Consider the following 13,230-nt stretch of genomic DNA (forward strand, 5'->3'; position numbering starts at 1 on the left):
GATCGTGGGATCTCCAGTCATATTCTCGCGATATACTTCAGTTGTGTTTTTGCGCTGCCAGCCGCGTTTCTGCCGCTCTATTCGCGGCCTTTAAGGTTATTCACGAGCCTATCGGGAGGGGAACGATGGAATTAGTTAAGCTTGAAGACTTGCCTAGTCTTCTCGAAGTCATTCGAACCATGCTGAGCACTGCTCTGGGTAGTCTGGTACTTGGTATTGTCATATTTATCTATCTGGTTATTAAAGTTCCGCAAGTGCCCCTGGTTCAAACGCTGATAGGCCGGAAAGAATCACGGTTAAAGTACCTTACAGAAAGTATCGCATGTGCTGCGGACGAACCGTTCTGTAGGACTGTAGTGCAGGATATTCGGGACGCGATGATTTTTGAAAAGGCGACGGGCATCTACGCGGAAAGCAAGTGGCGGCGAGGCCTCGTAGAAATGCGTGATGTGACTGGAGTGTCCTGGATTATCATGAGGCGTGCCCGACAATATATGGACATGAATGCTAACGGCGTTTTATATATTCGGGAATTCAGCCTGGCGGATCGATTCGAGTATCGATTCAATATCATGGTGATGTGGATATTTCTATGCTCGGCAGTTGTTAGCTTTCTTGGGGCATTGCTCCTCAAACTAGGCTTGGAGATTACGGTGGCATCGATACTGGTTGCGATTCTCCTCGTTGGCAGTGCAATGTGGGCAGCGACGCAGAATTGGCCGCAGGAGGCAGCATCGAATATCAGAGACAGGTTGAATGCCGATGGCGCTGCAACCACGGTCACATCCTAGTGAATTGCATCGCACATCCATCACTTGATCACGAAGGAGGAAACGGCTTGATTCCAGTGTGCCCCACAAAAATCTGTCATCGTCGCGATTCCGGTGCGCCATCGATCACGCGGACGCGACCGTCAGCGTTGGCGAGTTCAGCAGCCGTCAAAACATGCGCGCCGTACGCACAGTTGGTGTCCTGGGACGAGTGCGGATTCGCAGGGCCATCCGTCACGTCAGTTTTTTGGTGAACGCCATCGACGACTGCATTGCCGGGGCTACCAGCAATACCGAGCTAGCCGGGTTCCGGCCCTCGGCACCACGCGGCGCGCCACTCATATCGCTCATGCCGGCGCAAGCCTTCAACCGCCATAGTCCCGCATAGGTACCGCAGGAGCGCAGAGGCCGGCCGGGCGAACGGTCTTGCTCACGTCGTCGCTTTTTCGGAAAGCGATCCGGCAGCCTCCACCGGCGACTCCTGCGGCGCGGGGCCGTGCCAGTCAGCCGGCCGGACCATCTGGGCCACCTTCGGTTCCTGCGTGAAGTGCGGCGACATGATCTGCACGCCCTGGCGGTTGAACTCGTCGACAATGCCCTGGTGCAGGTGGCTCAAGAGTTCGGCGCGGGCGCGCGGCGCGCTCACGTCGGCGTAGGCGACCAGCCGGTATTCGATGTAGAAGTCGGAGAGCGCCGTCTGCGCGACGAAAGGAGGGGGCGTTTCCAGGATGCCTTCCGTGTTGCGCGCCGCGGTTTCCAGCATCGCGTGCACCTGGCGCCACGGGGTGTCGTAGCCGATGGTGACCGTGGTGTCGACCACGAAACCGCTGCCCGGGAACGCCCGCGACAGGTTCTTCGTCGTATTGGCGAGCACATAGGCATTCGGCATCGAGACCTCCTCGCCGAGACCGGTGCGCAGGCGGGTGCTGAACATGCCCAGGTCGACGACCGTGCCTTCGGCCTCGGCTATCTTGACGTACTCGCCCTTGCGCAGCGGCCGGGTGTACATCAGGATCAGGCCGGCCGCGCCCTGGGCCACGATGCTGGAGGCGCCGATCGACACCATCAGGCCGGCCAGCACCGTGACGCCCTGGAAGGCCGCCGTATGCGAACCGGGCAGGTAGGGATAGGCCATGGCCAGTGCGAACAGCCAGATCACGAGGTTCGCGAGGCGGCGGCTGGGCGCGGCTGTATCCCGGTCGAGTCCGCCGAGCTGGAGTTGTCCGCTCTCGATACGCCTGGAGATCGACGTCACGGTCAGCGTCGCAACGCGCGCCAATGCGGCGATCAGCAGGACGATCAGCAACCCTGGCACCGCGGCGGCCACGCCACGTGCAATATGCGCGCTGGTGTCGACCAGGTGCCCCTGCAGCCATTCGCCCCAGGCGCGCGAATAGGGGAACTGGCGGAGCACGAAAGCGAGCCAGAGATAGGTCGCCAGCAGCCTGAGCGCCCAGGCGGCGGCAATCGCCAGCCTGCGCACCAGGCCCACGTAATGCTCCGCGTCCAGCAGGCGCACATTGCGGAAACTGAGCCGTTCGATCCGCCTGGCCAGCAGCACCTGCAGGCGCCGGTCCGCCCAGGCCTGCGCCAGGCCGATGCCACGCAGGGCGAGCAGCCAGGCCAGCATCGTCACGAACGCCAGTCCGGCCGCAATGGCGAGATAGCGCGGACTGGCCTGTTCGGTCTTCTCCCGCAGCGCCACGGAGAGACGGGCCGCGCTGTCGGCCGCCACGGTGTCGGACGTGTCGCCGGCGAGCAGGTTGACGTCGCCCGGCGTGACCAGGAACAGCAGCGATCCATCGAGCAGCACCTGGGCACCTTCCGGGATCGCGTGGATGCTCGTCGTGCCGGGCCCCTTCCTGGCGAGCGCCCGGTCGAGGCGGCGCTGCGCGGCCTCGGCACGGTCGGCCGGCGAATAGCCCGCCAGCGGCGAGCGGAACACGAAGATGGTCCGGTTGGCGACCGCCAGTTCCGCGCTGGGGACGGCGGGCGCCTGCGCCTGTGCCGCCAGGGCAAAAGATGCGAGCATGAACAGGCAGGCCAGCAAGGCAAGGCGCAGGTGCGAGATGGAGGGCATGGAAGGGCGCAGTCGCGTAATGGGTCGATGGGTTGATTCTTGATCAACTGTACATGGGGCCGCCTGCTTCGCCAAGCCGGCGTCGGGTCAACAGCGGCCGGCGGCAGGGCCCGCCCACCAATAACGACAAGACAAAGCCTTGCCATCACCACATCTTTTATCGATAATGCACTCGCATTATCGGGAGGATCGACGCAACCACGCGCTGTGATGCCCGGATGAGGCGGCGTTGGCCATGGCACGATCATTCAAACAGGAAGAACATGAACATGAAAAAGAGACCCGCGCTCAGGGGTACCGCTGGTTTCCTCGCTCTGCTGCCGACCGTCTTGTGGGCCCAGGCGATGGAAACCGATCCGCTGGTCGCAACGAGCGACATCGACAACACGGTGACCATCACCGCAAACAGGGGCAATAGCGACGTGGAAGTCAGGCCGGCCATCACGCCGTCGCAAACCTTGTCCGGTACCGAGCTGGTCCATCGCCGGCAGGGCGGGCTTGGCGAGACGATCGCGGGCTTGCCCGGTGTCCACCTGGACAGCTTCGGCGGTGGCGCGTCGCGCCCCGTGATCCGCGGGCAGACCCTGCCACGCGTCGAGATCCTCAGCGATGGCGCGGCGCTGTTCGACGTTTCCTCGGTATCGCCGGACCACGCGGTGACGGCCGACCCGCTGCTGCTCGACGCCATCGAGATCATTCGCGGGCCGGCCGCCATCCGTTATGGCGGGAACGCGGTCAATGGGGCGATCAACCTGATCGACAGTAAAGTGCCGCGCAGCCTGCCGGCTGGCGGCCTGGCCGGTGCGAGCGAAGTTCGCTACGGCTTCGGCGACGGCGAGAAGACGGCCGTCGGCCGCGTTACCGCCGGCATGGGCCAGTTCGCGATCCATGCCGAGGGGGTACGCCGCCATGCCGACAACTACGAGGTGCCGGGCGGGTATGGCGTGGACGAGTTGCCCGATTCCTTCGCCGAGAACACCAGCTATTCGATCGGCGCCTCGTGGATCACCGCGAAGGGCTATATCGGCGCCGCCTTCACGCGCATGAAAAGCAGGTATGGACTGCCGGGCCATAGCCACCTGAACGGTGTATGCCATACGCACGACATGGACCTGCATTGCACGGCGCACGGCGGCTTCGACGACCCATTCGGCTCCCCCGACAGCCATACCGCCTTCATCAAACTGCGCAGCGACCGCGTCGATATCCGCGCGGATTATGCGGACCTGCTGCCGGGGATTTCCCATACGCGCCTGCGCGTGTCGCACACGGACTATGCGCATGACGAGATCGATGGCGCCATGCTGTTCACGCGCTATACCAACAAGGTGTGGGATGGGCGCCTCGAGCTGACCCACCGGCCTCTGCTGGGTTTCACCGGCACCTTGGGAGCGCAGTACACGGACGGCACCTTCAGCGGCATCAATGTCGAAGACCTGCATGTGCCGTTTCCGGAGAATGCCTACGGACTGGTCCCGCCTTACTACTACCTGACGAAGAATGTCGGCCTGTTCCTGAGCGAGCGCCGTTCCTTCGGCGCGGTCGACCTCGAACTCGCGGTGCGCAAGGACTGGCGCGAGATGCGCGTGCCGGCGCCCACATTCCTTGCCACCATGACGCCCGAGTATGAAGCGATGTTCACGGAGTGGTATGGCAGCGATTGGCGGCAGATCCTCGAGTCCGAGTATGTCGATGATTTCCTCGCCAGGAATCCCGGCACGAAGCACCAGCCTTTCTCGGCGTCGCTGGGGGGCGTCTGGAACCTGGGACAAGGGTACTCGGTCGGGCTGTCGTTCGGCCACACCGAGCGCGCGCCGAACGTGCGCGAGCTCTACGCCCGTGGCAATAATCTCTCGACCAACAGCTACGAACTCGGGCTGGCGGTGAACAACCCGGTCTTAGCGGAGAGCAAGCGTCCTGTCGGCGATGTGCTCGAGTCCACCGACTCGATCGACCTGACGTTCCGGAAGTCCGGTGGTCCGCTCGAAGGGGAGATCGGCGTGTTCTACCAGGACGTCGGCGACTACATTTTCGCGCGGCTGATCGAGACCGAAACGGCGACCGGCGTTGCGCACAACTTCCTGGCCTACACGGCGGCCGATGTGCGCTTCGCCGGCATCGATGGCCAGGTGAGCTACCAGGTGACACCCGCTTCGCGCGTTACGGTGTTCGGCGATTTTGTCCATGCCCGGATGAAGCGCATGGACGATCATCTGCCGCGCATTCCCCGCGGACGCCTCGGCGTCCGCTACGACAGGAACTGGGGGCCGCTCTCGGCGGATCTCGAGGTGTCGCGCACGTTCGGCCAGAGCCGGATTGCCTCCTATGAAACCGAGACGGCGGGCTACAACATGGTCAACGCGACCCTGGCGTACCGGCTGGACATGGGCTTGCGACAGTCGCTGGAGTTGTATGCGCGGGGCACCAACCTTGGCGACGAACTGGCCTACGCCCATACCTCGTTCGTGAAGAACCAGTCGCCGCTGAGGGGCCGCAGCATCGCGCTCGGCATGCGCTACGCGTTCTGACCGGTGCGCCACGGCCGGGATACCACTCGGCCGTGCCGACAGTTGCTGAAAATATCGTCGCCGCGCCCTGACGAAGCGATACACATCTCCGAAACATCCGCTTCATTTGTCAAACATTCGTTCTATACGATGCACGTCGTTGGTCGTGCTTTTCCACGGCCAGGCCGGGACGAAGGCGTGTTCGTCCGATCCTCTCTCCAGCGACTATCGAACCTCCAGGGAACGCCATGCATATACCAGCAGCCAACGACAACGTAGTGAACATCCATTCCGCAAGCACCCCGGGTGCCGCCGCGCGGCCCGCGACAGCCGCCGGCCTTTCGTTCCAGCTCGAACTCGGCGAGCGGTCCCTGGTCTTCAAGCTGGTCGGTCCGGAAGACCGGTACTACGGCGCCGCCGTCGAGCTGGCGCGTACCGTCTACCAGCGCGCCTATGGCGCCACCATCGTTCCGCGGCCGCACCGCTTCATCGTCGGCATCGACCTGGCGAGCGGCGCGGCCATCGCGTGCGCCGGGCTGTCGTTCGCCGGCAGGGCGCCGCTGTTCTCCGAGCACTACCTGGACGCGCCGCTGGAACAGATGCTGGCGGACGTCTTCCAGCGCGACGTGGCGCGGCGCGATATCGCCGAGGTGACGACGCTGGCCACGCTCGAGCCCACCATCGGCACGGAACTGATGCGCGCACTGCCGCTGGTCTGCTGGTACCTGGGGCTGCGCGGCGTGATCTGCACTGTCACGGCGAAGCTGCGGCGCTGCTTCGAGGCGATGAAACTCCGCTTCCATCCGATCGCGACGGCCGATCCCGCCCGGCTGCCGACCGTGGTGGGCGTCACCTGGGGCACCTACTACGACACCCGGCCGATCACGGGCCTGATCCGCGTCGACGCGCTCGGCGAGTTCTTCGACACCGTGAGCTGCCGCTACAACCAGCACCTGCTGGCCGGCGAAGTCGCCGGCGGTAGCGAACACGCAACGGCAAACGCGGCGATGGTGGAGGAGGCGGCATGATGCACTTCATCGACAGTATCCGCACCGCGATGCGGGAACGCGCCGGCGACGTGGCGATCGTGCAGCTCGACGGTACTGTGTCGCCGGGCCGTGTCGTCGATTACGGCACGCTCGAACAGGAGTGCAACGCACTGGCGGTGGCGCTGGCTGCGCGGTGCGCGCCGGGCAGCACCGTCGGCCTGGTGGCGGCCAACTCCATCGCCTGGATCGAGGCCGACCTGGCCTTGCTGATGGGCGGCCATGTCGAGGTGCCGGTACCGCTGGCGTTCAGCGCGGAGCAGGCCGCCCACCTGCTGGCTTCCTGCAGCGTGGTGCTGACCGACGACGCGGGCCAGCGCCGCTTCGAGGCATGGCGCGCCGACGCGCCGCACGCGTTCCAGGCGATGCCGTGCCTGTCCATCGGCCAGCTGGTCGACGGCGCCGCCGCCGTGACGGCCCGGGCGCTGACCGCCGGCACGCAGGCGGACCGCGTCTGCAAGGTGATCCACACATCCGGCACCACCAGTGCCCCCAAGGGAGTACGGATCCGCGCGAACGGCCTGGATGCGCTGCTGGCATCGCTGTGGCGGCACGCCACGCGGGACGACTACAGGCGCTACCTGAACCTGGTACCGTTCAGCCTCCTGATCGAACAGGTGACGGCGCTGTACATGCCGTTCGCGGCGGGCGGCACGGTCGTGCTGCCGCCGGTGGGCGAGGCGCCGCTGGGCGATCCGGGCGCGGTGGCCGCCGACAAGCTCGCGCTGCTGCGGCGCGCCCGCCCGAGCGCGGTGACCTTGCCGCCGTCGCTGGTGGAAGCGCTGGCCAATGCGGCGGACCGCCTGCCGGAGCTGGATACCGCGGCGCTGTGCGAGGCGCTGTTCGGCCGCTCGACCGTGCCCCTGATCGCGGCGGGTGGCGCACCGGTCGCCGCCGCCACGATCGAACGGCTGGCGCAACGCGGCGTCACCGTGCTGCAGGGGTATGGTCTCAGCGAAAACAGCTCCGTGGTTGCATGGAATACGCGGGCCGAGAACCGCATCGGCAGCGTCGGCAAGCCGCTGGCACACGTTTCCTGCAAGCTGGGACCGGACGGTGAACTGGCCGTGCGCAGCGCTTCGCTGTTCGCCGGCTACAGCGGCAGCGATCCCAGCGCCTGCCATACCGATGCCGAGGGCTGGCTGTGGACCGGCGACCTGGCCGGGATCGACGCCGACGGCTTCATCACGATCATCGGCCGCAAGAAGAACCTGATCATCACCGCGCACGGCCGCAACGTGTCGCCGGAACCGGCCGAGGCGTCGTACCGCAGCGTGGCGGGCGTCGCCGATATCGTGTTGCTGGGCGAAGGGCAGGAGACGCTGTCGGCCTATGTGCTCACGGCGACCGGCGTCGACCAGGGCGCGTTGCGGCATGCACTGGTACGGCATGGCGAACGCTGGCTCTCCGGCATCGAGCGTGCCAGCACCTTCGTGTTCGAAGCCGATGCGCCGGCGCTGCGGGCCCGCCTGTTCACCGTCACGGGCCGGCCGCGCCGGCAGGAGGTGGAGCGCCATGTACGCGAATGTCAATTACGCGAAAGTCATGTCCGCGAATGTCATGTCCGCGAACGCCACGCCCACGAGTACCAGGCAGGCAGCCTCCCGGCAGCCGCCTCCGCCCTTCATCAACGTTGAAATCTGGAGAATCACGTGCAAACTGCAGCTCATACCCGCCAGGCGGGACTAGTGGTACAAGGCGAGGCGGGCGAGACCCTGGCTTCGATCGGCAAGTCGCAACTGGCCGGCTGGCTGGGCGCTCATGGCTACGTCGTGCTGCGCGGCTTCCCGTGCGACGTGCCCGGCTTCTCGGACCTGGTACGCGCCCACAGCAGCCGCATCAGCCTCGATCCGGCCCGCCAGTTCCACGACCAGGATGGCAAGGTGCTGGCGCAGAAGGTCGACGCCGGCAGCGACGCCATCGGCCTGCACTGCGAAAACGGCAACAGCCCGTTCTGGCCCGACCTGTGCTGGTTCTTCTGCACCCAGGCGCCGGCCGTGGGGTCGCAGACCACCGTCTGCGACGGCGCCGCCGTGTACCGCGACCTGTCGCCGCAGATGCGCACCGCGCTGCTGGCGCAGGACGTCGTCTACACGCGCAGCGTCGGCGAAGCGCTGTGGAAGAACTACGTGCGCCATGCGTCCGATGCCGGCAAGGAAGCGGCGGACACCCGGACCTGCTTCGAGCGCCTGCTGGCCCTTCTCGACGGGAACGTGAACACGCAGATCGAACTGAACGCGGACCACTCGGTCACGTACAGCTTCCGCACACCGTCGATCCTGACCCGTTCGCCGTTCAGCCCTGGCCGGCCGGCCTTCGCCAACAGCATCTTCGGTCCGTCGTTCAACTACGAGCGTCCCCGGATCACGTTCGCGGACGGCACGCCGCTGCCGGAAGCGATGCGCGCGGCGCTGGACGCAGTCTGCCAGCGGCACACGGTGGACGTGGGCTGGCGGGACAACGACATCGTCGTCATCGACAACGCCCGCGTCATGCACGGCCGCCGCCGCATCGAGGATACGCGCCGCACCATCTTCAACGCGCTGAGCTATTACTGAACGACCCGGGCGGCCTGACGCCTCCAGCCCCTTCGATACCCCGGCCAGCGGCCGCGCCAATACCCGCCATCGGCAAAAGCGATTTTCCCTGGCGGGAAAGCGCTGCTATCGTCCCGGGACAATATCGAACAATGGAGACTGGTCATGAGCATTTCGTTCGGGGGTGCTCGGCCCCGCCATGGCGGGCGCCACCGCACAGCAGTCCGGATTCCAGACCGGGTTCGCCGCCGTGGGCATCCCGGCGGTCGGTGTCACCTCATCTCCTTTGCGTTGCCTGCCACGGCCTGCCACGGCCGGACTGTGGCATCATCGTTTCAGAACATATCAAAGGGGACACCATGCGTTTCAATCGTCTCGACCTGAATTTGCTGGTCGGGCTGGACATCCTGCTCAGCGAAAAAAGCATCACCCGGGCAGCGCGGCGGCTCAGCTTGAGCCAGTCCGCCACCAGCGGCGTGCTGGCCCGCCTGCGCGAGTATTTCAGCGACGAGCTGCTGATGCCGGTCGGCCGCAACCTGATCCTCACGCCACTGGCCGCCAGCCTGGCGGACCCCGTGCGCAAGGTGCTGCTGCAGATCCAGGCCACCGTCGACATCCGGCCGGAGTTCGATCCCCTCACCGCGGTACGGGGCTTTCGCATACTCGCATCGGACTACATCTCGACCGTGGTGCTGGGCGACCTGGCAACGCTGCTCGCCACGGCCGCGCCGAACATCACGCTGGACATCCTGTCGATGTCGGCCAGCCCGACCGACCTGCTGGAGCGCGTCGAAGCCGACCTGATCATCCTGCCGCGCAAGTACATGTCCGAGGTGCACCCGGTGCAGGTCCTGTTCGAGGAAACCTATACGTGCATCGCGTGGACCGGCAATACCCTGATCGACGACGAGCTCACGATGGCGCAGTACATGTCGCTGGGCCATGTATCGTCGCGCTTCGGCGCGGCGATCGTGAGCTTCGAGGAGTGGTTCATGAAGGTGTCGGGCTATGACCGGCGCATCGAGGTGACGACGACGAATTTCGCGAGCATTCCGCACTTCGTGATCGGCACCAACCGGATCGCGACGATGCATACGCGCCTGGCGAAATCGCTGTCGCGCTACTACCCGATCAGGTTGCTGCCGCCGCCGCTCGACATCCCGGCGGTGGAAATGTGCATGCAGTGGAACCAGGTGCTGGACAACGATCCCTCGCACCTGTGGTTCCGCTCCATGCTGATGGACACCGTGAGTGCTGGCCCATACGCCACGATCTCGCCGGTGCGCGCGCCCATTGCGATGGCCAGGTCGGCCGACAGGTTCCAGGCGTAGCCAGGGAAGGAGGGCGCGTGGGCCACCTTCCGGTGGCCTGAGTCAGTTCTTCGGCACGATGTTCACCACCACCCGCTGGTAGCGCGTCAGCGCAGGGGTTCCCTTGTCCGTGACCCGCACGATGAAGTGCACGGTTTCAGGCTTGCCGACCTCCGGGGCCGTGAGGGTCTGGCGCGCCAGGTTGTCCGCAGCGATCGGGATGCTGGTCTTCAGCGTTCCCGCCTCGCCGTACTGGAACCAGTGATAGCTCAGGCTGTCGCCGTCCGGGTCGGTCGAGGCGCTTGCGTCGAGCCGGATCGCCGCGCCGGCCTGCACCGTCAACTGATTGGCGTGGCCGAGCGCGGGCCTGGGCGGATGGTTCGCCTGGGCATACGAGCGGGTGGTCCAGCGCATGCGCGCGGCGAAATCGTTCTGGAAGTCGTCGCGCCAGCGCCATAGCGTGACCTTGGGCCCGCTGAATTCCTTCGGGGCCGCCTTGTCGTCGCGGTGGAAGCGGTTGTATTCCATGCGCGGGCGGGACGTCATGGTGTCGCTGGCATTGGTCCAGATCGGCCGGGTTTCCGCCTCGACCGGCACGCCGCCATTGAAGCCCTTGGGGTCGATCTCGTCCAGGCCGGGCGTGCGCAGCGTATAGCGCCCGCCCCAGCCGCCCCAGTCCGGACGGTCTGGCACGTTCAAGCCATTCGGGAGCAGGCCCAGGAAGCTGGGCGTATCGCCTTCCATGCCCCACGCCACGTCGGGATACGCGGCCCCCAGCGGGCCGTGGCCCTGCTGGATATTGGCGGCGATCCAGGCATTGCCGACATTGGTGTTGTCGATGCCGTCGACGACGGCGCTGATGCCGAGCCAGGTCGCGTTGCCGTATCCGCCAGGACTCACCACATAGAACAGCGACGGAAACGTCTTGCGTATCCAGGCGCCGCTGTCGTCCTGGTCGGAAATGGCGTGCACGCGCAGGCGGCCGAGCGCCTTGTCGAGCTGTGTGGCAGGAGTCGTCTGCTTCAGGCGGTACAGCGCCTGCGCCAGCGTATTCGTCCCGCCCCAGGCGGTCACCCAGAGCGGGCGCCGGTCATCCGCCTTGATGGCGCGCACCAGCAGGTCGGAACCCGGCGAATCCTTGCCGTCCCCGACGCCGGCCATGCCGTAGACCGGCAATGCCTGGCTGACCTTGGCCAGGAGCCGGTCCGCGGCGGGAAAGCCTGGCTCGTGCTTGAGCAGATTGGGCTGGACCTGGCCGTAACGCCTGATCAGGGTGCGGATCGATTCCGGATGAACAGCGTCCTTCAGGTGGACCGACGTGGTCGCGACGATCCCTTCGATGTCGAACTGGTTCGCGTACAGCAGCAAACGGACCAGCGACTGGGCATCGTCCGGATCGGCTTCCATGTCGGTCAGCACGAACAGGCGCTGGCGCGACTCCGGTGCCACGGCGCGTTCGGCCGGCGCAGCCAGCGCAAGACCTCCGGCGGCGCAGGTCGCGCCTCCCAGCAGGAATGCAAGGGTCAGTTTCAGCATGGGGTCTCCGCTTACCTGTTGTCGACGGCGATGGCGTTCTGGCGTGCGATGGTGCCCAGCAGGCGTGCGCTCGGCTTGGGCGTGCGCTGCTGGGTCTTGCGGTCGACGCTCACCAGGCCGAAGCGGGGACCATAGCCGAAATTCCATTCGAAGTTGTCCAGCAACGACCAGTGGAGGTAGCCGCGCACGTCGATACCATCGCGCATGCAACGCGCCACGCCGCCGACGGCCACGCGGATATATTCCTCGCGATGCCGGTCATCCATCGTGGCGATGCCGTTCTCGGTCACATACAAGGGCTTGCGCACGCGCGACGCCGCGTAGCGCAGGGCGCCTTCGATGGCCTGCGGATAGAACTCGTAGCGCATGTCGGTCAGGCGCGCACCGTCGGGCGGCGGCAGTTCGGCGTCGGCGCCGATCCGGGCGCGGGTATAGCATTGGACCCCGACGAAGTCGGCATGGCTCTCCGCCAGTGCCAGCCATGGACCGTAGGCGATCTCGCGCCTGCGCCGCATGGTGTCGTCCGAGGCGCCCGCCGCCTGGTCGTCCGCCATGGCGATCGTGAGGCCGACCTTCATCGACGGCTTGACGCGATGGATGGCTTCGAAGGCGGCGCGGTGCGCGGCAAGCTGTCCCGCCTGGATCTTGTCCAGGTCGCCGAACATCCAGGCCGAGAAGCGGCCGGTTCCACTGACCTCGCCGGCGCGCGCCAGCATGGCTTTTTCCTTTGGATTGCCGGAAAACTGCTGCAACGGGCCGGGAAAGCCGAACAGCAGCTTGGCGAGGTTGGGCTCGTTGAACGTGGTGGTCAGTTCCATCAGGTCGCCCAGCGCTTCGGTGACCTTCGCGCAGTAGCGCGCGAACAGCCGTGGCGCATCGTCTCCCTCCCAGCCACCCAGCGCGGCGAACCATCGCGGCGTGGAAAAGTGGTTGTAGCTGACCATCGGCGTCAGCTTGTGCTTCCGGCAAGCCTCCAGCACATCGCGGTAGTGGGCCAGTGCGGCCTCCGAGAACATGCCGTTCTCCGGCTCCACGCGCGACCATTCGACCGAGAAGCGGAAGGTGTTGAGACCGAGAGCGGCCACCATGGCGATGTCCTCGGCGAACAGCCGGTAATGGTCGCAGGCGTCGCCGGAAGGCTCGGCGAACGTGGTGGGTTCGATGGTCTCGAGCAGCCAGGCGTCGCTGTTGATGTTCTGGCCTTCGACCTGGTGCCCGGCCACGGCGGCGCCCCACAGGAAGCCGCGAGGGAACGAGAACTTGCCGGAGGTGGCCGGCGCTGCCTTCACGCCTGCCGGCAGCAGGGCGGCGCCGATCAAGCCGGCGCCGGCCAGCAGGGCGCGGCGGCGTTCGGTCTTCAGTTGGCTGTCGAAATCGGTCATGTGGTTCCCTCGTGTGATGGTTGTCTGTTCAAGAATCTGTTTCAAAGAACCGGCCCGTTCCT

General features: G+C 65.7%; 9 protein-coding genes. 6 read left to right on the plus strand and 3 right to left on the minus strand.

All coding sequences use genetic code 11. From position 1 onward, the window contains the following. Positions 1-125: 125 nt before the first annotated feature. Positions 126-791: a hypothetical protein gene (locus EYF70_RS10415; RefSeq protein ID WP_131145327.1), complete on the plus strand. Its 666-nt coding sequence runs from the start codon at positions 126-128 to the stop codon at positions 789-791. Between the two features lie 409 nt (positions 792-1,200). Here the strand turns inward: EYF70_RS10415 and EYF70_RS10420 are convergent, their stop codons facing one another. Then, positions 1,201-2,850, minus strand: coding sequence for a mechanosensitive ion channel family protein (locus tag EYF70_RS10420; RefSeq protein ID WP_229420800.1), 1,650 nt, complete (start codon positions 2,848-2,850; stop codon positions 1,201-1,203). Between the two features lie 269 nt (positions 2,851-3,119). Between EYF70_RS10420 and EYF70_RS10425 the strand changes: the two genes are divergently transcribed. The 5 genes from EYF70_RS10425 (at position 3,120) to EYF70_RS10445 (ending at position 10,271) form a co-directional block, all read left to right on the plus strand. Further along, complete coding sequence (locus EYF70_RS10425) at positions 3,120-5,378, plus strand: TonB-dependent receptor domain-containing protein (RefSeq protein ID WP_131145328.1); 2,259 nt, start codon at positions 3,120-3,122, stop codon at positions 5,376-5,378. Between the two features lie 227 nt (positions 5,379-5,605). Further along, positions 5,606-6,385 (plus strand): thermostable hemolysin, encoded by a 780-nt coding sequence (locus EYF70_RS10430; RefSeq protein ID WP_131145329.1) that lies wholly within the window; start codon positions 5,606-5,608, stop codon positions 6,383-6,385. Beyond that, positions 6,382-8,040, plus strand: coding sequence for an AMP-binding protein (locus EYF70_RS10435; protein WP_131145330.1), 1,659 nt, complete (start codon positions 6,382-6,384; stop codon positions 8,038-8,040). Before EYF70_RS10430 ends, EYF70_RS10435 begins: the two co-directional genes overlap by 4 nt. 15 nt (positions 8,041-8,055) lie before the next feature. After that, on the plus strand, positions 8,056-8,961 hold the full coding sequence (locus EYF70_RS10440; RefSeq protein ID WP_218943766.1) for a TauD/TfdA family dioxygenase: 906 nt from the start codon (positions 8,056-8,058) through the stop codon (positions 8,959-8,961). Between the two features lie 338 nt (positions 8,962-9,299). Further along, entirely contained in the window at positions 9,300-10,271 is a 972-nt protein-coding gene (locus tag EYF70_RS10445; RefSeq protein ID WP_131145332.1) for a LysR family transcriptional regulator, read from the plus strand. Between the two features lie 42 nt (positions 10,272-10,313). Here EYF70_RS10445 and EYF70_RS10450 read toward each other — a convergent pair whose 3' ends face one another. Next, complete coding sequence (locus EYF70_RS10450; RefSeq protein WP_131145333.1) at positions 10,314-11,786, minus strand: DUF1593 domain-containing protein; 1,473 nt, start codon at positions 11,784-11,786, stop codon at positions 10,314-10,316. A gap of 11 nt (positions 11,787-11,797) precedes the next feature. Beyond that, positions 11,798-13,168 (minus strand): glycoside hydrolase family 1 protein, encoded by a 1,371-nt coding sequence (locus EYF70_RS10455; protein WP_131145334.1) that lies wholly within the window; start codon positions 13,166-13,168, stop codon positions 11,798-11,800. Between the last annotated feature and the right edge of the window lie 62 nt (positions 13,169-13,230).

This window comes from Pseudoduganella albidiflava (assembly GCF_004322755.1).
GTDB lineage: Bacteria > Pseudomonadota > Gammaproteobacteria > Burkholderiales > Burkholderiaceae_D > Rugamonas > Rugamonas albidiflava.

Coding starts and splice junctions, on each gene's coding strand:
- EYF70_RS10435 (WP_131145330.1), top strand. CDS start 6,382: ATGATGCACTTCATCGACAGTATCCGCACCGCGATGCGGGAACGCGCC.
- EYF70_RS10425 (WP_131145328.1), top strand. CDS start 3,120: ATGAAAAAGAGACCCGCGCTCAGGGGTACCGCTGGTTTCCTCGCTCTG.
- EYF70_RS10450 (WP_131145333.1), bottom strand. CDS start 11,786: ATGCTGAAACTGACCCTTGCATTCCTGCTGGGAGGCGCGACCTGCGCC.
- EYF70_RS10455 (WP_131145334.1), bottom strand. CDS start 13,168: ATGACCGATTTCGACAGCCAACTGAAGACCGAACGCCGCCGCGCCCTG.
- EYF70_RS10415 (WP_131145327.1), top strand. CDS start 126: ATGGAATTAGTTAAGCTTGAAGACTTGCCTAGTCTTCTCGAAGTCATT.
- EYF70_RS10420 (WP_229420800.1), bottom strand. CDS start 2,850: ATGCCCTCCATCTCGCACCTGCGCCTTGCCTTGCTGGCCTGCCTGTTC.
- EYF70_RS10445 (WP_131145332.1), top strand. CDS start 9,300: ATGCGTTTCAATCGTCTCGACCTGAATTTGCTGGTCGGGCTGGACATC.
- EYF70_RS10430 (WP_131145329.1), top strand. CDS start 5,606: ATGCATATACCAGCAGCCAACGACAACGTAGTGAACATCCATTCCGCA.